This window comes from Salinarimonas sp., from assembly GCF_040111675.1.
In the GTDB taxonomy this organism is placed as follows: domain Bacteria; phylum Pseudomonadota; class Alphaproteobacteria; order Rhizobiales; family Beijerinckiaceae; genus Salinarimonas.
Genome location: NZ_CP157794.1, coordinates 5074031 through 5097777 on the forward strand (window position 1 = coordinate 5074031; position 23747 = coordinate 5097777).

General features: G+C 72.0%; 23 protein-coding genes and 1 tRNA gene. 13 read left to right on the plus strand and 11 right to left on the minus strand.

Annotated features, from left to right (window positions below):
- Nucleotides 1–19: 19 nt before the first annotated feature.
- The gene (locus tag ABL310_RS23540; RefSeq protein ID WP_349369425.1) at nt 20–2935 is read left to right on the plus strand and encodes a PAS domain S-box protein; all 2916 of its coding nucleotides are present in this window, start codon (nt 20–22) and stop codon (nt 2933–2935) included.
- A gap of 12 nt (nt 2936–2947) precedes the next feature.
- Here the strand turns inward: ABL310_RS23540 and ABL310_RS23545 are convergent, their stop codons facing one another.
- Entirely contained in the window at nt 2948–3160 is a 213-nt protein-coding gene (locus ABL310_RS23545) for a hypothetical protein (RefSeq protein WP_349369426.1), read from the minus strand.
- Nucleotides 3161–3437: 277 nt separating this feature from the next.
- On the opposite strand from ABL310_RS23545, the gene ABL310_RS23550 reads away from it, so the two are divergent.
- Complete coding sequence (locus tag ABL310_RS23550) at nt 3438–4304, plus strand: DUF2865 domain-containing protein (protein ID WP_349369427.1); 867 nt, start codon at nt 3438–3440, stop codon at nt 4302–4304.
- 27 nt (nt 4305–4331) lie between these two features.
- On the opposite strand, the gene ABL310_RS23555 is transcribed toward ABL310_RS23550, so the two are convergent.
- The 5 genes from ABL310_RS23555 to ABL310_RS23575 form a co-directional block, all read right to left on the minus strand.
- Nucleotides 4332–5114, minus strand: a complete 783-nt coding sequence (locus tag ABL310_RS23555) for a ZIP family metal transporter (RefSeq protein ID WP_349369428.1) — start codon at nt 5112–5114, stop codon at nt 4332–4334.
- 78 nt (nt 5115–5192) lie between these two features.
- Nucleotides 5193–5585 (minus strand): type II toxin-antitoxin system death-on-curing family toxin, encoded by a 393-nt coding sequence (locus tag ABL310_RS23560; RefSeq protein WP_349369429.1) that lies wholly within the window; start codon nt 5583–5585, stop codon nt 5193–5195.
- A gap of 1 nt (nt 5586) precedes the next feature.
- A complete protein-coding gene (locus ABL310_RS23565) occupies nt 5587–5796 on the minus strand; it encodes a hypothetical protein (RefSeq protein ID WP_349369430.1) in 210 nt (69 codons plus the stop codon).
- Between the two features lie 137 nt (nt 5797–5933).
- Nucleotides 5934–6009: transfer RNA gene (locus tag ABL310_RS23570), tRNA-Ala, on the minus strand.
- 103 nt (nt 6010–6112) lie between these two features.
- Nucleotides 6113–6496, minus strand: a complete 384-nt coding sequence (locus ABL310_RS23575; protein WP_349369431.1) for a TIGR02300 family protein — start codon at nt 6494–6496, stop codon at nt 6113–6115.
- Nucleotides 6497–6743: 247 nt separating this feature from the next.
- Here ABL310_RS23575 and ABL310_RS23580 point away from each other — a divergent pair, with 247 nt between their 5' ends.
- From ABL310_RS23580 to ABL310_RS23590, 3 genes are all read left to right on the plus strand, one after another.
- Nucleotides 6744–7571 carry a hypothetical protein gene (locus ABL310_RS23580; RefSeq protein WP_349369432.1) on the plus strand — a complete coding sequence of 276 codons (828 nt, stop codon included), beginning with the start codon at nt 6744–6746 and terminating at the stop codon, nt 7569–7571.
- Nucleotides 7559–8203, plus strand: a complete 645-nt coding sequence (gene cmk, locus ABL310_RS23585; RefSeq protein WP_349369433.1) for a (d)CMP kinase — start codon at nt 7559–7561, stop codon at nt 8201–8203. Before ABL310_RS23580 ends, cmk begins: the two co-directional genes overlap by 13 nt.
- Before the next feature lie 89 nt (nt 8204–8292).
- Nucleotides 8293–9117, plus strand: coding sequence for a DUF1194 domain-containing protein (locus ABL310_RS23590; RefSeq protein ID WP_349369434.1), 825 nt, complete (start codon nt 8293–8295; stop codon nt 9115–9117).
- A gap of 9 nt (nt 9118–9126) precedes the next feature.
- Here ABL310_RS23590 and ABL310_RS23595 read toward each other — a convergent pair whose 3' ends face one another.
- Nucleotides 9127–9711, minus strand: a complete 585-nt coding sequence (locus ABL310_RS23595; protein ID WP_349369435.1) for a hypothetical protein — start codon at nt 9709–9711, stop codon at nt 9127–9129.
- Nucleotides 9712–9855: 144 nt separating this feature from the next.
- Here ABL310_RS23595 and dapF point away from each other — a divergent pair, with 144 nt between their 5' ends.
- From dapF to ABL310_RS23615, 4 genes are all read left to right on the plus strand, one after another.
- Nucleotides 9856–10749 carry a diaminopimelate epimerase gene (dapF, locus tag ABL310_RS23600; RefSeq protein WP_349369436.1) on the plus strand — a complete coding sequence of 298 codons (894 nt, stop codon included), beginning with the start codon at nt 9856–9858 and terminating at the stop codon, nt 10747–10749.
- Nucleotides 10749–12017, plus strand: a complete 1269-nt coding sequence (gene mtaB, locus ABL310_RS23605; RefSeq protein ID WP_349369437.1) for a tRNA (N(6)-L-threonylcarbamoyladenosine(37)-C(2))-methylthiotransferase MtaB — start codon at nt 10749–10751, stop codon at nt 12015–12017. Before dapF ends, mtaB begins: the two co-directional genes overlap by 1 nt.
- 100 nt (nt 12018–12117) lie before the next feature.
- Nucleotides 12118–12675, plus strand: coding sequence for a LemA family protein (locus tag ABL310_RS23610; RefSeq protein ID WP_349369438.1), 558 nt, complete (start codon nt 12118–12120; stop codon nt 12673–12675).
- 61 nt (nt 12676–12736) lie between these two features.
- A complete protein-coding gene (locus tag ABL310_RS23615) occupies nt 12737–13927 on the plus strand; it encodes a M48 family metallopeptidase (protein ID WP_349369439.1) in 1191 nt (396 codons plus the stop codon).
- Nucleotides 13928–13934: 7 nt separating this feature from the next.
- Here ABL310_RS23615 and ABL310_RS23620 read toward each other — a convergent pair whose 3' ends face one another.
- The gene (locus ABL310_RS23620; protein ID WP_349369440.1) at nt 13935–16715 is read right to left on the minus strand and encodes a DUF2339 domain-containing protein; all 2781 of its coding nucleotides are present in this window, start codon (nt 16713–16715) and stop codon (nt 13935–13937) included.
- Nucleotides 16716–16845: 130 nt separating this feature from the next.
- Nucleotides 16846–17358: a protein tyrosine phosphatase gene (locus tag ABL310_RS23625; protein WP_349369441.1), complete on the minus strand. Its 513-nt coding sequence runs from the start codon at nt 17356–17358 to the stop codon at nt 16846–16848.
- 285 nt (nt 17359–17643) lie between these two features.
- Between ABL310_RS23625 and ABL310_RS23630 the strand changes: the two genes are divergently transcribed.
- Nucleotides 17644–18300: an outer membrane protein gene (locus ABL310_RS23630; protein ID WP_349369442.1), complete on the plus strand. Its 657-nt coding sequence runs from the start codon at nt 17644–17646 to the stop codon at nt 18298–18300.
- A 177-nt stretch (nt 18301–18477) separates the two neighbouring features.
- On the opposite strand, the gene ABL310_RS23635 is transcribed toward ABL310_RS23630, so the two are convergent.
- The gene (locus ABL310_RS23635; protein ID WP_349369443.1) at nt 18478–19974 is read right to left on the minus strand and encodes a CoA-acylating methylmalonate-semialdehyde dehydrogenase; all 1497 of its coding nucleotides are present in this window, start codon (nt 19972–19974) and stop codon (nt 18478–18480) included.
- 175 nt (nt 19975–20149) lie between these two features.
- On the opposite strand from ABL310_RS23635, the gene ABL310_RS23640 reads away from it, so the two are divergent.
- The 3 genes from ABL310_RS23640 (at nt 20150) to ABL310_RS23650 (ending at nt 23114) form a co-directional block, all read left to right on the plus strand.
- A complete protein-coding gene (locus tag ABL310_RS23640) occupies nt 20150–21058 on the plus strand; it encodes a LysR family transcriptional regulator (protein WP_349369444.1) in 909 nt (302 codons plus the stop codon).
- A 230-nt stretch (nt 21059–21288) separates the two neighbouring features.
- Nucleotides 21289–22278, plus strand: a complete 990-nt coding sequence (locus ABL310_RS23645; protein WP_349369445.1) for a DNA adenine methylase — start codon at nt 21289–21291, stop codon at nt 22276–22278.
- 17 nt (nt 22279–22295) lie between these two features.
- Nucleotides 22296–23114, plus strand: coding sequence for a DpnII family type II restriction endonuclease (locus tag ABL310_RS23650; protein ID WP_349369446.1), 819 nt, complete (start codon nt 22296–22298; stop codon nt 23112–23114).
- A gap of 2 nt (nt 23115–23116) precedes the next feature.
- Here the strand turns inward: ABL310_RS23650 and ABL310_RS23655 are convergent, their stop codons facing one another.
- A complete protein-coding gene (locus ABL310_RS23655; RefSeq protein WP_349372112.1) occupies nt 23117–23743 on the minus strand; it encodes an EAL domain-containing protein in 627 nt (208 codons plus the stop codon).
- Nucleotides 23744–23747 lie beyond the last annotated feature (4 nt).

The window sequence follows — 23747 nt, forward strand, 5'->3', positions numbered from 1 at the left end:
AGGATCACGGGGAAGAGGCTTGGGCGCGACCTTCGGCGCGAAACGACAGGGGCGTCCGCTCGTCTGGCATCTCGCCGTGTTCGCCGCGGCTCTGGCGGCGCCGGTCTTCGTCTTCGTCGCCGTGCTCATGTGGCAGCTGGCGCAGGCGGAGCAGGCGCGCTACGAGCGCGAGGCGGCCGACCGCGCGAGCGAGATCGCAGCGGCGGTGGATCGCGAGCTCGCGGGGCTCGCAGCCGCGACGCGGGCGCTCGCCACGGATCCGGCTCTCGACGAGGGCCGCCTCGACGCCTTCGCCCGGCGCGCCCGCATGGCGCTCGGGGCGGCCGAGGCGGACGTTCTCGTCACCACCCGCGAGGGCGTGCGCCTGCTCGACACGCGCCTGCCCGCGACCGCGCTTCCCGCGCCGCCGACCGAGGTCTATTCCTGGGAGCGGCTGTCCCCCGGCGGGGCCATCGTCTCCGATTTGATCGCCACCGAGCCGGACGCCCCCGGCGCGCCGGCCCATCCGCGCATCGCGGTCAGCGCCCGCTCGCTGATCGGGGACAGCACGCCGGTCCTCGTCAGCATCGCCGTGCCCGCGGGCAGCATCCTCTTCGAGCAGGAGATCGCGGCGCCCTTCGTCGCCTCCGTCTTCGACCGCCGCGCGGTGCTGCTGGCGCGCAGCGTCGAGCATCATCGCTATGTCGGCGTCCAGGCGTCGGAGGAGCTGCTCGCGCTGACGACGGGCGCGCGCGGCCACGTCATCAAGCCCAATTTCGACGGCGTGCCGACGCTGGCCGGCTACGCGCGCACCCGGCTCGGCCAGTGGACCGTGCTCGCCATGGTGCCGGAGAGCGTCGCGCAGGCGGCCTCGCAGACCATGCTGGCGACGCTCTCCGTCGTGGGTCTCGGGCTCGCGACGCTCTCGGCCGCCCTCGCGGCCCTGTTCGGCCGGCGCGCGGCCGCCGCGGTGCGGCGCGTGCGGCGCATGGCGCGCCTCGTCGGCCAGGGCGACACGCCGGACCCGGTCGTCACGCCGGTCCGCGAGGCGAACGAGGTGGGCGAAGCGCTCGCCCAGGCCGCGCGCGATCTCGCCGAGCGGCAAGCGGCGCTCGGCGAGAGCGAGCGCCGCTTGCGCGACACGCTCGACAACCTGATCGCGCTCGTCGGCGTGCTCGAGCCCGACGGGACGCTGGTCGAGATCAACCGGGCCCCGCTGCGCGCCACGGGACGATCACGGGCCGACGTGATCGGTCGCGAGCTCTGGGACGCCTTTCCCTGGAGCGGCGACGCGCGGGCGCGCGACGTCCTGCGGCGGATGGTGCGCGAGGCCGCCGCCGGGGCGACGCCGCGGATCGACCTCGCCGCGCCCCGCGGCGACGGCAGCCGCATCGTGCTCGATCTCCAGATCGCGCCGCTGCGGGACGCCGGCGGCGCGATCGCGCGGCTCGTGGTCTCGGCGCTGGACATCACCGAGCGCGAGACGGCGAGCGCCTCCCTGCGCGAGAGCGAGGAGCGGCTGCGCCTCGCCGTCGAGGCCGGGCGGCTCGGCTCCTGGGACGTGGATCTCGCCACCGACCGCTGCCTGGTCTCGCCGCGCACCGCCGCCATCTTCGGCGTTCAGCCGCAGGACCTCGCGCTGCACGCCGACTGGCTCCAGTTCGTGCTCCCCGAGGATCGCGCCGTCGTACAGGACGCCATGCGCGAGGCGATCGCGACGAACGCGCCCTACCGCGTCGTCTTCCGCGTGGTGCGTCCGTCCGGCGAGATCCGCTTCGTCGCCTCGAGCGCGCTGATCAAGCGCGATCCCGCCGGGCGGGCGGCCCACGTCGTCGGCGTGCATCTCGACGTCACGGACGAGCGGCGGGCGGAGGAGGAGCTGCGCCGCGCCGTCGATCTGCTGACCGTCATCGGCGAGACCGCGCCCGACCCGATCTACGTGCGCGACGCGCAAGGCCGTTTCGCCTTCGCCAATCCGGCGCTCGGCCGCCTGCTCGGGACGGAGCCCTCGGCGCTGATCGGCGAGACCGGTCCCGGGGAGACGCCGGCGACCGAGCCCGCGGCGGAGGACGAGAGCCCGGACCAGGCCCGCGCGCCGAACCCGCGCATCGCCGGCTTCGCGGCCGACATGGCGGTGATCGCAGGGGGCGTCCCGCAGGTCGTCGAGGAGGACGCGACGCCCCCGCGCGAGCACCGGCGCACCTATCTCGTCTCGAAGACCCCGATGCGCGACGCCCGCGGGCGCGTATCCGGCCTCGTCTGCGTCGCCACCGACATCTCCGACCGCAAGCGCGCCGAGGAGCGTCAGGCGCTGATGGTGCGCGAGCTGCATCATCGCGTGAAGAACTCGCTCGCCACCGTCCAGGCCATCGCCAACGCCACCGCGCGCACGGCGACGGACATCGCGGCGTTCCGCGAGGCCTTCAACGCGCGGATCATCTCGCTGGCGCGCACCCACACGCTGCTGACCGAGAACGCCTGGGGCGTGATCCCGCTGCGCGACCTGCTCGCGACCGAGCTCGCGCCCTACGAGACCGCCCCGGGCGGCCTGCGGCCCGGCGACGCCGAGGATGGGCGCCGCGTCTTCATGCAGGGGCCCGACGTGGCGCTGCCCTCCGACGTCGCCCTCTCCCTCGGCATGGCCGTGCACGAGCTCGCCACCAACGCCGTGAAGTACGGCGCGCTCTCCGCGCCGACCGGCACGCTCTCCGTGACCTGGTCGGTCGACACGCGCGACGGCCGCCGGGCGCTCCTGTTCTGGTGGGTCGAGCGCGGCGGCCCGGCGGTGTCCCCGCCGGCGCGCCAGGGTTTCGGCACGCGCCTCCTGCGGCACATGCTCGGCGGTCAGTTCAACTCGGACGTCGAGATGCGCTTCGATCCCGAAGGCGTGACCTTCAGCCTCGAGGTGCCTCTCGTCGAGACCGCCCGGAGCGGCGGGCGCGCCGCCGCCGAATAGGCGCGCGCGCCCTCAGGCGTGGGTGTGGCTGCCCCGGCCGTCCCGCAGGATGGCCTTGGCGATCAGCCAGCTCGCGGGGACCGCCGCCAGCACGCCGAGCGCCGAGGCGACGACGATCGGCGTCGCGCTGTCGAGCGCCATGTTCGCCGTGAGCACGCCGATGACGAGCGTGCCCGCGAACGTCGGGGCGACGAGGATGAAGATCAGCACGGCGAGCTTGAGCATGGGTCCTCTCCTGGACGCGCGGGGCCTCCCGCGAACGAGCGTGGCCGGACCATGGCCGCATCGGCCGCATCGCGCGTTGAGCTGGATCAAGCCCGCCGGGGCGATTGCGGCGGGCGTTAATGGTAAAAGCTCAAGAAGCGTTTAGGTAAACGCCGAGAGTTACGGTGAAAATCCAGTAAAATACCAGGTGGAATTACCACGTGGAAAGACGTGGCCCGCGATCGTCGACCCGTTGATCGATGGAGGGGCGACGATGCCGGCGCGACGCGATGCGCGCATGACGATCCGAGCGCGACACGCGCTGCTCGCCGCAGCGCTCGTGCTCGCCGCGCCCGGTGCGGCGACGGCGGAGCCGGTCCGCGTCGCGGATCTGGGCGGCGGATTCATCGAGTTCCTGCTGGGCGGCGCGCGGGCGCCCGCACCGCGGGTCGAGCGGGCGCCGCGGGCCGAGCCCGCGCCGCGCCGGGCCGCTCGGCCGATGCCGATCGCGCCGCGGCGACAGCCGCAGGCGCCCGTTGCGTCGATGCCGGCGGCCTGGGGCGTGAGCTATTGCGTGCGCCGCTGCGACGGCTACGCCTTCCCCCTCGGGACCATGCGCGGGCGCGGCGACGCCGCGGCCCACGCCCGCGGCTGCGCCGCCGCCTGCCCCGGCGCGGCGACGGAGCTCTACGTCGGCTCGCGCGCCGGCGGATTCGCAAAGGCCCGCGCGGTCGCGACCGGAGCGCCCTACGGCGTGCATCCGGCGGCCTTCCGGCATCGGACCGAGCGGGTCGCCGGCTGCACCTGCGCCGCGCCCGATGCGGGTCCGGCGGCGCGCTGGGCGTCGGGCGACGCGACGCTGCGGCGCGGGGACGTGCTGGTGACGACGAACGGCGCGCTCGTCTTCGACGGCTCTCGCTTCGTCGACCCAGACGAGACGCGCGCCGCCTCGCCGGCCCTGCGCGGACGCATCGACGACAGGCTCGGGCTCACCGCCCGGGCCGAGCGCCTCGCCGCCTGGCGCCGCGCGCATCCGCAGGCCGCGCTCCGTATCGACGCTGCCAGAGCCGCCGCCGCCCCGGCGACGCCGTTGCCGCCCTCGCGGCCCGGCGCGCACGAGAGCGCCGACGTCGCCTTCGCGGATTGGGGGCTGCGCCTGCGCTGACGCGGGAGCTCGGCCGGGCGCCGTTCGCTATCCCAGCGACGTGTCCAGGAAGGTCATCACGGCGAGCCCCACCATCAGCCCCGCGCTCGCGAGCCGCTCGTGGCCCGAGCGGTGCGTCTCGGGGATGATCTCGTGCGAGATCACGAACAGCATGGCGCCGGCGGCGAAGCCGAGGCCGATCGGCAGGAAGGGCTCGGACACGGATACGATGGTCACGCCCAGGAGCCCGGTCACGCCCTCCACCGCTCCGGTCGCCGTCGCGATGCCCAGCGCGGCCCGCCGCGAATAGCCGAGTCCGGCGAGCGCCAGCGCGACGGAGAGGCCCTCCGGCGCGTTCTGCAGGCCGATGGCGACGGCCAGCGGCACGCCCTCCTCGATGGTCTCCCCGCCGAAGCCGACCCCCACCGCGAGCCCCTCGGGCAGGTTGTGCAGCGCGATGGCGACGACGAAGAGCCAGATGCGCGAGAGCTTCGCTCCCTGCGGCCCCTGCCGCCCGCCGATGAAGTGCTCGTGCGGGGCGTAATGGTTGAGGAGGTCGAGCGCCCAGGCGCCGGCGAGCACCGCCGCGACCACGATCGCCGCCGCGACGGCGGCGCCGACGCCGAAGATGCTCTGGCCGTACTCGATCCCCGGCCCGATCAACGAGAAGAACGAGGCGGCGAGCATCACGCCCGCGGCGAAGCCGAGCGCCGCATCCTCGAGCCGCTTCGGCAGGCGCTTGACGAACAGCACCGGCACCGCGCCCAGTCCGGTGACGAGCCCCGCCGCCGTCGCCGCGCCGAAGCCGATCAGGATGGTGTTTCCGTCCACGCGTCGTCGCTCCCCCGATCGCGGTGCCGAGGGAGAGAACGGCGAAGCCGGGCGGACGTTTCGGATTGCTCTCGAGGACTAGGCCGGCGCTGCCAAGTGCGGCGTCATGGCCGCGATGAACTCGGCTTCTGTCCTCGAGCCCTCGATGACGGCGATGACCAGATCCGCGATGCTCGGATCGTCGGGCGGCGCGACACGCCGCCCTTTGGAGCGCAGAAAGACGACGGAGGCTGTGAAGGCAGCGCGCTTGTTCCCTTGCGCGAACGGGTGGTTTGGTGCGATCCCGAAAAGCAGTCGCGCCGCGAGAACCGGCAGAGCGCGCTCGCCGGAATAGGCGAAGAGGTTGCGCGGGCTCGCGACCGCGCTCTCGAGCAGGGCGGGGCGAAGAAGGCCGAACGGCTCGCCTGTTCGCGCGACCTCGCGACGATTGATCTCGACGACGGTCGCCGCGGTCAGCCAGCCCGGTTCCACCTCACTCGGCAAGGCGAGCCCTGATTTTCGGAAAGTCGTCCATAGCCTGCTCGATCAGCGCCGAATAATCGACGTCGCGCCCCTCCTCCCGCTGCGCCTCGGCGCGGGCCGAGAGCGGCGCCTTCACGGTCGTCGGCTTGCGGAACCGCGCGCGGGCGCGCGCGGCCGGGGTGGGATTCCCGCCGTCGGGCCGTGCCGTCTCGCGCGCCATGCTCGCCCCCGCAGGTCGATGTCGCGTCGTCGACCGTCCCACAATCGCCGCGTCTGTCCAGCGATCCGGGCTCCGAAACGCGGAAAGCCGCCTCGCGGCGGCTCTTCGGTACGGCGTCAGCCCTGCGTCTGGAAGATTGGTGGAGCCAGGCGGAATCGAACCGCCGACCTCTTGAATGCCATTCAAGCGCTCTCCCAACTGAGCTATGGCCCCACTCTCGTCCCGCGGATTGGGTCCCGCGGGGTGGTCCGCGGCGGGGAGGTCGGTGTCGATCTCCCCGCGACGGAGCGCCTGTTTAGACGGTCCGGAGGGGATGTCAACCCTCTTCTTCGTCCTCGATATCGCTGTCGATGAGGCCGGAGACGTCGTCGTCGCTCTCCTCCTCCTCGGCGAGGAACGTGTCGTCGGATTCGTCGTCGCCGAGGTCGATGTCCTCCTCGCCTTCGGCCTTCTTCTCCTCGCCCTCGGCCTCCTCGAGGGAGACGAGCTCGACGTCGGCCTTCTCGACGACCTCCTCCTCTTCCTCCTCGGCCGCCTGAACGGGGACGACGCGCCCGCCCTTGGCGCCGACGGCCTCGAAGGACGAGCGGGGATAGGCGATGCCCGTATAGGGAGACACGACCGGGTCGCGGTCGAGATCGTAGAACTTGCGCCCGGTCTCGGGGCAGGTCCGCTTTGTGCCGAGTTCCGGTCTGGCCACGGTATAACCTTCGTTGAAGCTGAAACTTGGGGAAGACGCGCGGCTAGCGCCTCCGCGACGCCTTGTCAACGCGGACCCGCTATGTCGGCGCGTCGGCGGCGCTTGTCAACGGCCGTGCGCGCGAAGGGTCGCGACGGGTCGCGACGGGGCGCGAAGGCACGCGAGGACGGCGCACGGCGGATCGTGACGCGACGGCGAACGCATGCTAACCGTCCGCCCGTCCCGAGGTCCTCTGCCGGAGCCCCCCGTGCCCGAGCTCGCCCGAGCGTCCGCCATCGCCGCCGCCGGCACAGCCGACGCTCCGCGCGCGGACGGCGCCTGCGCGCCGGTGGCGCCGGATCTCGCGGCGTTTCTCCTCGGCCTCCTCGCCATCGGCGAGACGACCATCGACGGCGTCGGGGACGGTCCGCAGGTCACGCGCGTGGCGAAGGTCTGCGCCGCTCTGGGCGCACGGGTCGAGCGGCTGGGCGACGCGTCCTGGGCGCTGGCCGGGGTGGGCGTCGGCGGGCTCGTGACGCCCCGGGCCCCGCTCGATCTCGGGCCGGACATGGACGCCGCGGCTCTCGTGGCCGCCCTCGTCGGATCGCATCCGATCACGGCCCGGCTCGTCGTCACGGCACGCGCCGCGCCGCTCGCGCCGGTCGCGGCCGCGCTCCGGCGCATGGGCGCCGCGATCGAGCCGCGGGAGGAGAACGGTTCCGTCGGCCTCGCCGTGACGGGACCGCGAGAGACGGTCCCGATCGCGTTCGAGGCGGCGGTCGACGCGGCAGGCGGGCCGTCCCCGGCGGCGGCCGTGCTGCTGGCCGGGCTCAACTCCCCGGGACGCGTGACGGTCGTCGCGCCCGTCGGCGCGCTGGATCCGCTGGTCGACCTTCTGCGCCGCTTCGGCGCGCGCGTCGCCTTGGAGACGCGCGACGAGACGTGCGCCATCGTCCTCGAGGGCCAGCCGGAGCTGCACGGCGTTCACGTCCGCGCGGACGCCGTGGCCGGCGCCTCGCCGCTTTCGCCATCCGAGCGGCCCGGCGCCGACGCCGACGCGCTCGCAACGAGGGAGCCTCCCGCATGGGGTTCGTGATCGCCGTCGACGGGCCGGCCGCTTCCGGCAAGGGGACGCTGTCGAAGCGCATCGCCGCGCATTACGGGCTCGCGCATCTCGATACCGGCCTGCTCTATCGCGCGGTGGCGCGGCTCCTGCTCGACAAGAGCCGCGCGCTCGACGACGAGCAGGCCGCCGCCGCGGCCGCCTACGCGCTCAACCTCGCCTACATGGACGAGAGCCGGCTGCGCGGAGCGGAGATGGGCGAGGCGGCCTCCCGCGTCTCGGTGATCCCCGCCGTGCGCGCGGCCTTGCTCGACCGGCAGCGCGATTTCGCGGCCCAGGAACCCGGCGCCGTCCTCGACGGCCGCGACATCGGCACGGTGGTGTGCCCGGAGGCCGCCGTGAAGCTGTTCGTCACGGCGAGCCCGGAGGAGCGGGCGCGGCGACGGCACCGCGAGCTCGTCGACCGCGGCGACGCGCCGCCCTACGAGAGCGTGCTCGCCGACATCCGCGCCCGCGACGCCCGCGATACGGGCCGGGCGTCCGCGCCGCTGCGTCAGGCGCAGGACGCGATCCTGCTCGACACGACCGAGCTCGACATCGACGCCGCCCTCGCCCGGGCGATCGCCGTCGTCGAGGAGGTGCGCGGCGCTTCGTCGCTTCCGTAAGGCGCCCACTAGCCTCGATCCGTCGCCGGCTGGCATGCTCCTCGCTTGAACCGCGCTCGGGGGGCTCTCCAGACGAGGAGGCCGAGGCGATGTGGGCGTTGCGTGTCGGCGGGAGTTCCCGCCTGGGCGGCTTGACCGCCCTTCTCCTCGCGGCTGCGGTCGCGAGCGTCGGGCCGGCTCGGACCGCGCAGGCCGAGACCGAGGTGGACGTCGCGCTGGTGCTCGCCGTCGACATCTCCTTCTCCATGGACACCGACGAGCAGGAGCTCCAGCGCGCCGGCTTCGTCGAGGCCCTGCGCTCGCCGGAAGTGCACGAGGCGATCGATCGCGGGTTGATCGGGCAGATCGCGGTTACCTATGTCGAATGGGCGGGCGTCGCCGATCGGCACGTGATCGTGCCCTGGACGCTGGTCGACGGCCCGGAGAGCGCCGTCCGCTTCGCCGAGGACCTCGAGTTCGAGCGCATCCACCGGGCGCGCCGGACCTCGATCTCCAACGCCATCGAGTTCGGGCTCGAGATGCTCGAGGAGAGCGGCGTGCGGGCGTTGCGCCAGGTGATCGACATCTCCGGCGACGGGCCGAACAACGAGGGTCGCTGGGTGACGGTGGCGCGCGATCGCGCGATCGAGCGCGGCGTGACCATCAACGGCCTCCCGATCATGCTCAAGCGGCCGGGCTATCTCGATATTCACAATCTGGACGAATACTACATCGACTGCGTCATCGGCGGCCCGGGGGCCTTCGTCGTGCCCGTGCGCGCGCCCGAGGAGTTCGTCGACGCGATCCGCACCAAGCTCGTGCTCGAGATCGCCGGCGAGGCGCCCGACGAGCCGTTGATCGAGCTCGCCCAGGTCGACGTTCCGACCGACTGCCTGATCGGCGAGCGGCAATGGGAGCACCGAAACCGTTTCTGAGAGGAGGCGTCATTCCGGGACGACCAGGATCGCGATCCGCGATCCCGGCGCCTCGGCGTCGGCGGCGAGCGCGAGCAGCTCCTCGTAATAGACGTCCTCGACGACGAGCCCCTCCTGGTCGAGATGGGCGGTGAGCGCCTCGTAGGCGTCGCCGATCTCGGCGTAGGCGCCCGCGTGCACCGTGCGCATGGCGTAGCCGGACGGCGTCGCCCCGAAAACGAGACGCGGGGCGGCGGCGAGCGCGGCGTCCGCCTCTTCCGGCTCCGGCGCGCGGGCGAGCGGCAGGTGCAAGACGAAGCCGACCATGAGATCGTCGCCGCCCTCGAAGGCGACGAGCGGCGCCCCGGCCGCGGAGAGCCCGCCGGCGGCGAGGCCGTCCTCCAGGACGCGCGTGGCCTCTTGCAGGGCGGCGAAGACGTCGTCCCAGGGCGCGCGCTCCCGCAGGAGAGCCGCCGGCCGGTCCACCAGCCGCACCGTCTCCACCGTCGGCGCGACGAAGACGCCGTCCTGCGCCGCGGCGGCGGAGGATTCCGACGCGAGGGCGATCGCGAGCGCCGTCAGAGCATGCCGTGCCTGCGTGCGAATGCCTGCCAAGCGACCTCCTCCCCTGCCGGTGGCTCCGCGACGATATACGGAGCGGTACGGCGGGGCGAGCCCCCCTGGCATTCCGCTCCACCCTGTCGCATATGTAGCCGCGTCCGTTCCGGCTCGCCCAGGCAGCTTCCCAGGTATCGCCCCATGTCCCCCCTCGCGCACCGCCGCTTTCTCAAGATGAACGGCATCGGCAACGAGATCGTCGTGCTGGATCTGCGCGGGACCGACATACGCGTGCGGCCGGAGGAGGCGCGGGCGATCGCGCGCGATCCGGCCTCGCGCTTCGACCAGCTGATGGTCGTGCACGATGGGCGCATCACCGGCGTCGACGCCGACATGAAGATCTACAATACCGACGGCTCGGAATCGGGCGCCTGCGGCAACGGCACCCGCTGCGTCGCCTGGGCGCTGACGCGCGATCCCGCGATGGGCGACCCCGCGAGGACGACGCTGACCTTGCGCACGAAGGCGGGCGTCCTGCCCGTCACGATCGACGGGGAGTGGACCTTCACCGTCGACATGGGCGCGCCGAAGCTCGCCTGGCAGGACATCCCCCTGCGCGACCCCTTCCCGGATACCCGCACCATCGAGCTGCAGATCGGCCCGATCGACGATCCGATCCTGCACTCGCCGGCGGCGGTCAACATGGGCAATCCCCACGCGATCTTCTTCGTCGACGACGTCGACGCCTACGATCTCGCCAGGATCGGCCCGCTGCTCGAGAACCACCCGATCTTTCCCGAGCGCGCGAACATCTCCCTCGCCGAGATCGTCTCGGAGAGCCGCATCCGGCTGCGCGTCTGGGAGCGCGGGGCGGGCATCACCCGGGCCTGCGGCTCGGCCGCCTGCGCCGCCCTCGTCGCCGCCGCGCGCAAGACGCTCACCGGGCGCGAGGCCGTGGTGGCGCTGCCCGGCGGCGAGCTGACGATCCGTTGGCGCGAGCGCGACGACCACGTGCTGATGACGGGGCCCGTCGCGCTCGAGCACGAGGGCCGGTTCGCCCCCGCTCTGTTCGCGGATCGCGCGGAGAGCGCCTGATGGCGGGGGCCGACGCCCCTCCCGCGCCGGAGATCCACACCTTCGGCTGCCGGCTGAACATCGCCGAGAGCGAGGCGATCGCCCGGCGCATGGAGGCGGCGGGCCTCACCGACGCGGTCGTCGTCAACACCTGCGCCGTGACCACCGAGGCGACGCGCCAGGCCCGCCAGGCGATCCGCCGGATCGGGCGCGAGCGGCCCGGGGCGCGCGTCGTCGTCACCGGCTGCGCGGCGCAGGTGGAGCCGGACGCCTTCGCGGCGATGCCGGAGGTCGCCCACCTCGTCGGCAACGAAGAGAAGCTCGAGGCCGAAACCTGGACGCGCCTCGCGCGGCCCGACGCGCCGCGCCGCCTCCTCTCCGACGTGATGCAGGCGCGCACGGCCCGCGCCCCGGACGCCGCGCCGCCGCGGGGGCGCACCCGCGCCTTCGTCCAGGTCCAGACCGGCTGCGACCACCGCTGCACCTTCTGCGTCATCCCCTTCGGCCGGGGGAATTCCCGCTCCGTGCCGCTGCCGGTCGTGATCGAGACCGTGCGCGCCCAGGTGGAAGCCGGCGCGCTGGAGGTCGTCCTCACCGGCGTCGACCTGACGAGCTGGGGCGGCGATCTCGACGGCGCGCCCCGCCTCGGCGCGCTGGTGAAGGCCATCCTCGCCGCGGTCCCGGACCTGCCGCGGCTGCGCCTCTCCTCCATCGATTCGGTGGAGGTGGACCCCGATCTCGTCGAGGCGATCGCCACCGAGCCCCGGCTGATGCCGCACCTGCACCTGTCGCTGCAGGCGGGCGACGACCTGATCCTCAAGCGCATGAAGCGCCGCCATTCCCGCGCGGACGCGATCCGCCTCTGCGCCGAGCTGCGCGCGGCCAGGCCCGAAATCGTGTTCGGGGCGGACGTCATCGCGGGCTTTCCCACCGAGACCGAGGCGATGTTCGCCCGCTCCCTCGATCTCGTGGCGGAATGCGGGCTCACCCATCTCCACGTCTTCCCCTATTCGCCGCGCCCCGGCACCCCGGCCGCGCGCATGCCCCCGGTCCCCGGTCCGGTGGTCAAGGAGCGCGCGCGGCGCCTGCGCGAGGCGGGCGAGGCCGCGCTCGCCGCCCATCTCGCGGCCGAGGTCGGCGCGCGCCGGCTGGTGCTCACCGAGCGCGGCGGCGTGGGACGCACGGAGACCTTCGCGCTGGTGCGCTTCCCGCAGGCGCCGCAGCCGGGCCGGCTCGTCGAGACGACGATCGCGGCGAGCGACGGGCGGGCGTTGCTGGCGGCGCAGTGAACCCCGCGCCGCCATCCCCCGTCTATTCACTGGATTTTCGTCACTGCGCGGCTAGGCTCGCCGCCACCGGAAAACAGCGCGCTTCGGGGGAGCGACGGCAATGGAATGGATCATCCTCGGCGTCGTGGCGCTGATCGTCGTCTACGGCATCGTCACCTACAACGGCCTCGTCGCCATGCGCCAGCGCGTGGACCAGGCCTATGCCGACATCGACGTGCAGCTGCACCAGCGCCACGACCTGATCCCGAACCTGGTGGAGACGGTGAAGGGCTACGCCGCGCACGAGCGCGAGACGCTCGACGCGGTGATCTCGGCGCGCAACCGCGCCACCCAGGCGCAGGGCCCCGCGGACCAGGCGGCGGCGGAGACCATGCTCACCGGCGCGCTGGGGCGGCTGTTCGCGCTGGCGGAGGCCTATCCGGACCTCAAGGCCAACCAGAACTTCCTCGGCCTCCAGAGCGAGCTCTCCAACGTCGAGGACAAGCTCGCCGCGGCGCGGCGCTTCTTCAACAACGCGGTGAGCGAGTTCAACGCCGCGATCCAGTCCTTCCCCGCCGTGCTGTTCGCGAAATCGCTCGGCTTCTCCGAACGCGAGTTCTTCGACGTCGGCGAGGACCGCCGGGCGGAGATGAACGTCGCGCCGCAGGTGAAGTTCTGACCCGCGCGCGGGAGGTTCCGGACCTCGCGCGCGTCCTGCGCAGACCAACGAGGAGGCGGCGATGACGCCCGTCTTCGGGCTCTACAGCCATATCCGCGCGAACCGGTTCCGCTCCGGCCTCCTGATCGCGGGCCTGTTCGTGCTGGTGCTGCTGCTCGGCTACGCGCTGGCGCTGCTCGTGCGCGCGAGCGCCGACCTCGAGGGCGCGCCTTTGGACGTGCTGCTCGCCGGCGCGTTGGAGGATCTCGTCTTCTGGGCGCCGGGGCTCGTCGTCGGCACCCTGGTCTGGGTCGGCTTCTCGGTGATGATCAACGCCAAGGTGGTCGACGCCACGACCGGCGCGCGGGAGCTCTCCCGCGAGGACGACCCGAGGCTCTACCGGATGCTGGAAAACCTCTGCATCTCGCGCGGCATGACCACGCCGCGGCTGAAGATCGTCGAGAGCCCGGCGCTCAACGCCTACGCCTCCGGCATCACGCAGAAGCAATACGCCGTGACCCTCACGCGGGGTCTGATCGAGCGCCTCGACGACGACGAGATCGAGGCCGTGATGGCGCACGAGCTCACCCATATCCGCAACGAGGACGTCCGGCTGATGATGATCGCCGTCGTCGTCGCCGGGGTGATCAGCTTCGTGGGCGAGCTCACCTTCCGCTCCATGCGCTTCGGCATGCGCCCGCGGGGCGGCGTCTCGCGCAATCGCGGCGGGCGCGGCGGCAAGGGCGCGGCGATCGCCTTCCTGATCGCCATCGCCATCATCGTGATCGCCTGGGTGTTCTCGCTGGTGATCCGCTTCGCGCTGTCGCGAGCGCGGGAATACATGGCCGACGCGGGCGCGGTGGAGCTGACGAAGAAGCCGGACGCGATGATCTCGGCGCTGCTCAAGATCAAGGGCAACGCCGATCTCGAGCGCGCGCCGGCCATGGTGATGGAGATGTGCGTCGAGAACCCGCGCCGCGGCTTCATGGCCCTGATGGCGACGCATCCCTCGATCGAGGACCGGGTCGAGGCCCTGGTGAAGAACGCCGGCGGCCGCCTGCCGCCGCCGCAGACGAGCCCCGCCGTGCCGTTCCCGGAGGCGGAGGGCGCGGCGGGGGAGACGCCGAAGCCGGTCTCGGGCGGCACCGGCTCGGGAGGCGCTTCGGGAGGCGCTTCGGGAGGGCCTTGGGGTCCGCTGCCGACCCCCTTCCCGGGCGGCGGCGGGAGCGCCCCCGGCCCGTGGGGCCTGCCGCCGGACCGGACGAAGGGCTGATCCCGCGTCACGCACCCGCGGCGCCGGCAGGCGGAGGCCTGCGGGCGACGAGGCGCTGATAGGCGAGGCCGATCGCCACCAGCGCGAGGCCGAGCCCGATGAAGGAGACGGCGCGCATCACGCCCTCGAGATTGGCGAGGTCGATCAGGAACACCTTCAGCACCGCCGCCGCGAAGAAGGCGACGCCGACCAGGCGGGCGCGCCGGTCCTCGCGCGCGAAGCCGGCGGCGAGCGCGGCGATGCCGAGCCCGATCAGGGCCGCCGAATAGGCCCACATCTCGCCCTCGGTCGCCGCCCGCTCGATCCCGATCCGCGCGCCCTGCGCCGCCTGCCTTATCGCCAGGCCGACCCAGGCCGTGCCGAGCGCCAGCGACAGCCAGCCCGCGGCCTCCACGAACCAGGGCGGCCGCGCGCCCCGCGCGGCGTAGGCGAGCCCGGCGGCGAGCGCGGCGGGCAGCAGGTAGGCCGGAAGCAGGGAGTTGAAGATCGGCCCGCCGACGATCGCCTCGTCGGTGAGGAGCGGGTTCGCGGCGATGCCGAGCCCGCCCGCCACGAAGGCGAGCGCGAGCGCCGCGAAGGCGAGGCTGCCCCAGGTTGTCACCGGGTCCCGGCGCAGGAGGTCGATCCGCGTCGCCAGCGTCGAGAAGGCGAGCGCCGCCGTAGCCATCAGGCCGGCTTCCAGATGGTCCACCGTCGGCGCGAGCGGGTCGCCGCCGTGGAGCGCGTGGCGGATCTGGAAGAAGACCAGGAAGGCGCCGAAGACGAAGGCGAGGCTCTCGGAAAAGCGCGAGACGTTGTCGCGACGGGTGCGGTCGAGGAGGCGCGCGGCGAGCGCGAAGGCGACCGCCGGGACGCCGTAGCCGACGAGGAGCCAGTTGAGGAGGATCGTCCGGCCGGGATCCTCGGCGATGGTCGGATCGTCGACGAGACGCATCAGCACGACGAAGCCCAGCACGCCCACCGCCAGGCGCAGCGTCGGGATGCGGGTGCGATCGGCGACGAAGGCGCTCCCCAGCGCCGCGAGGGCGAGGGCGACCGTGAGCAGGCCGCGGTCGAGGGTGAAGACGAAGCCGGCGGAGAGCGCCGCGAGCGCCGCCGCGGCCGAGCCGGCGAGAAGCAGCCGCGCCGGCGTCTCGCCGTCGGCCTCGGCGCTCGTGCGCTGAAGCCAGGCGGCGAGGGCCGCGTAGGCCGCGGCGATCGCGCCCGCCACGGCCGCGAAGGGCAGGACCGGCGCGGCCTCCAGCACGCGGAACTGGTCGGTGAGCGCCCAATAGACCACGACGAGCACGAAGAGCGGCGCGCCGGATGCCGCCGCGGCGACGAGGGAAGCGGGCCAGCGGGGCAGGGCCGCGCCGCGCAGGAGGCGCGCGATCGCCGCCCCCGCGATGGCGAGGGACGCGAGCGCGGCGAAGGCGAGGAAGAGTTCGAGCGCCTCCGGCAGGGGCGGGCGGGAGATCCCGCCGGGAAGGACCCGGGTCGGCTCGTCGACGATCTCGTCCGCCACGGGCCAGAAGGCGAGCGCGCCGCCGACGATCGCCGCGCCCATCAGCGGCCCCGCCGCCGCGGGCGCGAAGCGCAGGCCCGCCGCGACCAGGATCGCGGCGAGGACGCCGCCGAAGGCGATGCGCTCCACCGGCCCGACCCAATCATCGGTGAAGATCAGGATCGCGAGCGTGGCGAAGCCGGCGAGCACGGCGGTCGCCACCGCGTCGACCTGCGGGCGCGGGGCGCGATCGCGCCCGTAGGGCAGGACGACGAAGGCGCCCGCCGCCAGCGCGATCTGCAGCGCCACATGGGCGAGGGTCGGGGCCTGATCGATGACCGAGATCCAGCCGACGGGCACGGTCCACAATCCCGCGCCGACCGCCGTCGATACGGCGAGCCAGCGCCAGCGCCGCAGCCGCGCGACGCCGTAGGCGGAGGCGGCGACGAAGGCGAGATAGGCGATCAGCGCCCAGGCGTTCGGCGCGTCGGTCTCGATCAGGAGCGGCGCGACGAGCGCGCCGAGCAGCCCGAGCGCCGCGAGCGCCGGCCCGTGCAGGGCGGCGGCGACCATCGTCCCGAGCGCGATGGCGGCGAGCAGCGCGAAGGCCAGCGTCGGGCCGATGAAGCCGTAGAGCGCGAAGGCGGCATAGGTGACGGCGAAGGCGGTGGTCGCGCCGGCCGCCGTGAGCGCGCCGGGCGCATAGGCGCCGCCGAAGGCCGGTATCGGCGCCGTGCGCCGGCGCAGGATCTCGCCGCCGGCCATGAGCGCGAGCGCGAACAGCGCACCGAGGCCGATGCGGGCGGCGGGGCCGAGCAGCCCCGCCTCGATCGAGGCGCGCACCAGGAAGATCCCGCCGAGCGCCAGCGCCAGCCCGCCGATCCAGACGGCCCAGCGGGTCCCGAAGCGCTCCTCGAAGCCGGGCCGCGCCACGGCCGTCTCGGGCTCCGGCGTTGGGCGCGCCGCGGCCGCCGCGGGCGGCAGCGGCGGGGGAAGCGGCGGCGGCGCGGGCGTCGCCTGCGGGGGGCGCGCGGCGAGGTCCTGCTCGGGCGCGGGACGCGGGGCTTCCTCGGGCGTGGCATCGCGGCGCGGCGGCGCGTGCTGCGCGCTGCGCAACGCGGCCATCTCCCGCTCGGCGAGCGCGAGACGCGTCTCCAGGGCGCGCACCCGCTGGCGCGCGGTGTAGCCCATCACCACGCCCGCGACGGCGAGCGACGGGATCGCCAGGAGGACGAGCCCGATGAGGAGGAAGAACAGGTCGTCGCTCACGTGGATCGCGCCCCCGGACGGCCGCTCGTGCGGCATCGCGCCTCATCCATAGAGCATCATCCCACCGAGCGGTATCCGGTCGGTGGACGAGACGATGCTCCGGAGGCGAAGCGAGAGCGAAATCCGCGTCCGCTCGCCACGCGGCGGTGGCGGCGGCGGCGATCCGTCAGGTCAGGGAGAGGCTGAAGGGCGCGCCCTCGAAGGCGTCCGCGCCGCGGCCGATGGCGTCGACGGCGTCGACCATGCGTCCGCGCCGGCCGAGAATGTCGTCGGCGACGGCGACGATCCGGCGGTTCGGCGTCGCCATGGGCGAGGCCGCCCGCAGGGCCCGCGCGATCGCGGCCTCGTCGCGCTCGGGCGCGAGCGCGCAGGCGGCGGCGAAGGCGCTCGCCGTGGAGCGGCTGATCCCGGCCCAGCAATGGATCACCATCGGCGCCGTGCGCTCCCAGCCGCTCACGAAGGCGAGGAGCTGCTCGACATGCTCGACGCTCGGCAGGACGTGGCCCTCGCGCGGCTCGATGATGTCGGACATGAACAGCGTCAGGTGCCGGCCCTCCGCGATGGCGGCGGGGCGCGTCATGGCGGTGCCGACGCTCACCAGCGTGACGAGATGCGAGGCGCCCGTCTCGAAGACGGTCTCCTCCAGGCGGGACAGGGGGCAGACGTGCAGGATCGGCATGGCACGAGGCAATCGCAGCCGCCGGCCCACCTGTCAACGCGACCGCGCCGCGCGGACAGCGGTTACCAAATGGTTAAAGTCGTCGAGCGCGTATTTACCCGTAATCTCACCGCCACATTTTCGCCACTAGTGGGACGACTTGAAGACGGCCAAGTGTTTGATCTGTGGTTTCGTTGCAGAAATAGCACGCACCGGATCAATTGCTTGGAAACCATTCTGGAGCACTTTCGCGAGGCCCCCGAGTCGCGATATCGAGGCGACATCCCAGTACATGAGGACCTCAGAATGAAACGTCTGCTCATCGCCTCCACGGCCCTCGTCGCGTTCTCGGCCGGCGCCCTCGCCGCCGACCTGCCCGTGCGCACCGAGCCGGCCCCCTTCGTCCCCGTCGCCCCCGTCTTCACCTGGACCGGCTTCTACGCCGGCGTGAACGCGGGCTACGCCTGGGGCGACTTCACCGGCACCGGCGGCGCGCTGTTCGGCGACGCCGACGGCTTCGTCGGCGGCGGCCAGCTCGGCTACAATGTCCAGTTCGGCAACTTCGTGGTCGGCCTCGAGACCGACCTGCAGTGGGCCAACTTCGAGGCCGACCGCCTGTCGCTGGCCATCCCGGCGGGCTCGGACGCCCAGCTCGACTGGTTCGGCACGACCCGCGCCCGCGGCGGCGTCGCCTTCGACCGCACCTTCCTGTACGCCACCGGCGGTCTCGCCTACGGCGGCGCCGAGGTGACGCTCCCGGGCATCGCGTCCGACGACAACACGCATGTCGGCTGGACGCTGGGCGCCGGCCTGGAGCACGCCTTCACCAACAACCTCACCGCCAAGGTCGAGTACCTCTACACCGACCTCGACGACGAGACCTACAACCTCGGCGCCGCCGGCACGCCCAGCGCCGGCGCCGAGTTCTCGACCGTCCGCGGCGGCCTGAACTACAAGTTCTGATCCCGCGAGGATCGGACACGACGAAGCCCGGGGCTGCCGCGCCCCGGGCTTTTTTCGTGCGCACGCGGCCGGGCGCTCGGAAGCGGCACCCCGCCGCCCGCCGTAAACGCGAGAGGGGCGCCCGCCTTCCGGCGGGCGCCCCTCTCGACGCTCGTCTGCGGGAACCCGCGCCGGCCGTCACTGCATCGTCGGGATGACGAACTCCGCGCCTTCCTTCACGCCCGAGGGCCAGCGCGCCGTCACCGTCTTCGTCTTGGTGTAGAAGCGGATCGCGTCCGGGCCGTGCTGGTTCAGGTCGCCGAAGCCGGAGCGCTTCCAGCCGCCGAACGTGTGGTAGGCGAGCGGCACCGGGATCGGCACGTTCACGCCCACCATGCCGACGTTCACCTTGGCCGCGAAGTCGCGGGCCGCGTCGCCGTCGCGGGTGAAGATGGCGACGCCGTTGCCGTACTGGTGGTCGTTGGCGAGCCGCAGGCCCTCGGCGTAGTCCTTGGCGCGCACCACCGAGAGGACCGGGCCGAAGATCTCCTCCTGGTAGATGCGCATGTCCGGCGTGACCTCGTCGAACAGGCAGCCGCCCATGTAGAAGCCCTTCTCGTAGCCCTGCAGCGAGAAGTCCCGGCCGTCGACCACGAGTTTCGCGCCTTCCTGCACGCCGAGGTCGACGTAGGACTTCACCTTGTCGAGGTGCGCCTTGGTCACCAGCGGGCCGAAATCGGCGCTCGGATCGGTGGAGGGGCCGACCTTCAGGCTCTCGACGCGCGGGATCAGCTTCTCCAGCAGCCGGTCGGCGGTGGCCTGGCCGACGGGCACCGCGACCGAGACCGCCATGCAGCGCTCGCCCGCCGAGCCGTAGCCGGCGCCGACCAGGGCGTCGACCGTCTGGTCCATGTCGGCGTCGGGCATGATGATCATGTGGTTCTTGGCGCCGCCGAAGCATTGGGCGCGCTTGCCGGTCGCCGCCGCGCGGGCATAGACGTACTGGGCGATGTCGGAGGAGCCGACGAAGCCCACCGCCTTGATGTCCGGGTCCTCCAGGACGGCGTCCACCGCCTCCTTGTCGCCGTTGACGACGTTGAGGATGCCCGCCGGCAGGCCGGCCTCGAGCATCAGCTCGGCGAGGCGCATGGGCACGCCCGGATCGCGCTCGGACGGCTTGAGGATGAAGGCGTTGCCGCAGGCGATGGCCGGGGCGAACTTCCACATCGGGATCATGGCGGGGAAGTTGAACGGCGTGATGCCGGCCACGACGCCCAGCGGCTGGCGCATCGAGTACATGTCGATGCCCGGCCCCGCGCCCTCGGTGTACTCGCCCTTCTGCAGATGGGCGATGCCGATGACGAACTCGCAGACCTCGAGCCCGCGCTGGATGTCGCCCTTGGCGTCGGCGACCGTCTTGCCGTGCTCGCGTGCGAGAATGTCGGCGAGCTCGTCCATGTTGCGGTTGAGCAGGTCGACGAACTTCATGAACACGCGCGCGCGGCGCTGCGGGTTCGTCGCGCCCCAGGCCGGCTGCGCCTCGAGCGCGTTCTCGACGGCGGCGCGCACCTCGTCACGGGTGGCCAGCGCGACCTTCGCCTTCACCTCGCCGGTCATGGGCTCGTAGACGTCGCCGTAGCGCCCCGAGGAGCCTTCGACCTCGCGTCCGCCGATGAAATGTCCAACCGTGCGCATTGTGCACGCCTCCCTTGCTCTCGCGGCATACCGATATCATTTGCGATATTTGCACAGCTATAGGAGAAATCGAAGCCGTCACGTGCGAAACTGCACGCACCATAACGCTGGGGAAACGCCCCCGGGGGCCGGTCCGCCGCTTCGCCTCCGCCGGGACCTTCGAGTGGAGTCTATCATGAGTCGCTTCGATTGGGACGACCTGCGCTTCTTTCTCGCCGTGGCGCGGGTCGGCCGACTCACCGTCGCCGCGCGGCGTCTCGGTGCGGACCATGCCACGGTCTCGCGCCGCATCACCGCCCTGGAGGACGCGCTGAAGGCGAAATTGTTCGAGCGCCGGCCCCAGGGCTACGCGCTGACCGAGCACGGGGAGCGCCTCCTCGCCAAGGCCGAGGCGATCGAGACGCAGGCGCTGGCGGTCTCCTCGGAGATCGGCGGGGCGGACCTCGCTCTCTCGGGCACGGTGCGCATCGGCGCGCCGGACGGCTTCGGCACCATGTTCCTCGCCCCGCGCACGGCGGATCTCGCCAAGCAGTACCCGGACCTGGAGCTGCAGATCGTCGCCATGCCGCGGCTGCTCTCGCTCTCGAAGCGCGAGGCCGACATCGCCATCTCGCTCGCCCCGCCGAAGGAGGGCAAGATCGTCGCCCGCCGGCTCACCGACTACAAGCTCGGCGTCTTCGCGACCCAGGACTATCTCGACCGCTCGAAGCCGATCGAGACGCCGGAGGACCTGCAGGACCATCCGGTCATCGGCTACATCGACGATCTGATCTTCACGCCCGAGCTCGACTATCTCGACGAGGTCTCGAAGGGGCTGCGCGCCAAGATCGCCTCGTCCTCCCTGGTGACCCAGATGGAGGCCGCCCTCGCCGGCGCGGGCGTCTGCGTGCTCCCGTACTACGTCGCCGCCCGAAACCCCCGCCTCGTCCAGATCCTGCCCGAGAAGACCAGCTTCTCGCGCTCCTACTGGCTGATCGTCCACGCCGACCTGAAGGACATCGCCCGCATCCGCGCGATGATGGACTTCCTCGTGCGCGAGGTGAAGGCGGCGCGGCTCGACTTCATGCCGGAGGATCGGCCGTGACGGGGCGGGCGCGCGCGGCTTGCAAAAAAGATCGGGGATAAATATTCCCTGTTTGTTCACAGAAGGCGCGTGCGCTGCTAGGCTGGACGCAATGCCATGACCTGACCGGCCTTCCACTCATGCTGCTGCGCGATCCCGACGACGAGACCTGTTCGACCGCGGCTCCAGCCGATGCGGTCCGGCCGAGCGGCGCGCCGGCGCGAGCGCTCGTCTATCCGGAACTCCGGTACATGGGGTCGAAGCGCCGGCTGATCCCCTGGATCCACGACGTGCTCGCGACGCTCGATTTCGAGACGGCGCTCGATCCGTTCTCGGGCACCGGCTGCGTCGCCTACTTGATGAAGGCGATGGGGCGGCGGGTGACGGCATCCGATTTCCTCAGCTTCACGAGCCTCATCGCGCAGGCGACGGTTGCGAACGGCACGCGGACCCTCGACACGGCCGATATCGATGCGATCCTCTCCTTGCGCGCCGATGTCGACGACTTCGTCGCACGGACCTTCGCAGGCGTGTTCTTCACCGCGGAGGACCGCGCCTTTCTCGATCGCGCTTCCGCAGGACTGCGCGGGCTCGACGATCAGGACGCGCGCGCTCTCGCCTATGCCGCGCTGTTTCGCTCCTGCTTGAAGAAGCAGCCCCGCGGAGTGTTCACCGTGTCGGGGGACCTCGCCCATTACGACGACGGCAGGCGGGATCTGCGTCTCTCGCTGGAGGAGCATTTCCGCGAGCAGGTCGCCGTGTTCAACGCCGCCGTGTTCGACAACGGGCGGATCAATCGCGCGCTCCAGGCCGACGTCTTCGCCGTCGACCCCGTCGGCTTCGATCTCGTCTATCTCGATCCCCCCTACGTGCCGCGTTCGGACGACAATTGCTATGTGAAGCGGTACCATTTCCTCGAAGGGCTATCCTGCTACTGGCAGGGCCTCGAGATCCTGCACGGGACCAAGGTGAAGAAGATCGCCAAGCGCTTCACGCCGTTCAGCTACCGACGGACGGCCGTGGATGCGTTCGAGCGCATGTTTGCGCGCTTCTCGAAGAGCACCATCGTGCTGTCCTACTCTTCCAACGGCTATCCCGACCTGGACGTTCTCGAGGAGCTCCTCCGCCGCTACAAGCGCAGGGTTGACATTTTCGAGCGTTCGCATCGATATCATTTCGGAACGCACGCTTCGGTAGAACGTGCACGGGTCACCGAATATCTCGTCGTCGGGCGCGAATGAAAGTCGTCGAACAGAGCTTGGACGAAGTCGTCGCGGCGCTCAGCCCGCTCGCCGTCGATTGGATGGACAAGGTGGCAGGAGGCGTGATCGCGAAGCTCGCGGCACTCCCCATCAAGGAGGCTTTCGGCCGCGAGGACATCTCGGCCCTTCTCGACGCGAACTTCGAGGAGGGCATGATATGCGCCCGCCTCTTCCTGGCGCTCTCCAAAGACCAGATGGAGGTCGCCCTGCGCGGGGAGCTCGGGCCCGGCGGCATCGGAGCGAAGCGCTTCGCCACGGATCGCACCGCGTTTCTCGATGCCTTCGAGCGGCTCGGCCTCCCGGCGGCGATGACGCGCGCCGTGAATTACGAGCCGGTCTGGAGCGATATCTTGGTCGAGCGGCTGCGCTCGGGGCGGGGTTCGGCGATCCAGGGGCAGCGCCGGGGACGAGGGCTGGAGGATTTCGTCGAAGCGGCCCTGGTCGAAGTTTTCGGAGCGGACGGCTATCGCGCTCGTTGCGTCTTCGACGGCGTTCGCGGCCGTCGCGCCAAGTGCGACTTCGCCATCCCGGACAGCACGCGCCCACGGATCATCGTCGAGACGAAAGGCTACGGTGCGACGGGATCCAAGATGACGGACATCATCGGCGACCTCGACGCCATTATCGACGCCAAGCGCCACGATCAGCAGCTCCTTTTCGTCACGGACGGCACGACCTGGCAGGCTCGCCTGTCGGATCTACGCAAGATCGTGGAGCGGCAGAACGACGGGAAGATCGCGCGCATCTACACGATGAAGATGCGCGACACCTTGGTGGCGGACCTCGCGACGTTGAAGGCGCAATTCGGTCTCTAGCCTCACCCCGCGCGCCGCTCCCCCTCCCGCTCTCCACGCTTCATCCGCTCCGCCGCCGCCTCGAGCACGACGCCGAGATCCGCCGCGGCCGCGCCCGGATCGCGAAGCAGGGCGAGCAGGCCGTCCGGCGTCGCGCGCAGGAGCGCGTCCAGGGGCGCCGGCCGCGCGATCAGGTAGCCCTGCACCTCGTCGCAGCCCCGCGCGAGAAGCCGCAGCAGCTGGCCGGGCGTCTCCACGCCCTCCGCCACGACGCGCACGCCGAGCCCCTCCGACAGCCGCAGCACCGACTGGACGATGTGCCAGGCGCTCTCGTCCTCGCTCATGGCGCGGATGAAGGAGCGGTCGATCTTGATCGCGTCGAAGGGGAACCGCGTCAGGTAGGAGAGCGAGGAATAGCCCGTGCCGAAATCGTCGAGCGCGATGCGCACGCCCAGACGCTCCAGCGCCTTGAGGATCGCGATCGCGCGCTTGTCGTCGTCGACGAGGACGCTCTCGGTGACCTCGAGCTCGAGCCGCGCGGCCGGCAGGCCGGCTTCCTCTAGAGCAGATCGCTTCCTGATGGAATCGCGCGGGGGATTCCCTTCGAGGCCAGTTCGTGATTCACGGTAGAGGCTGGCGGAGGAGGCCAGCCGC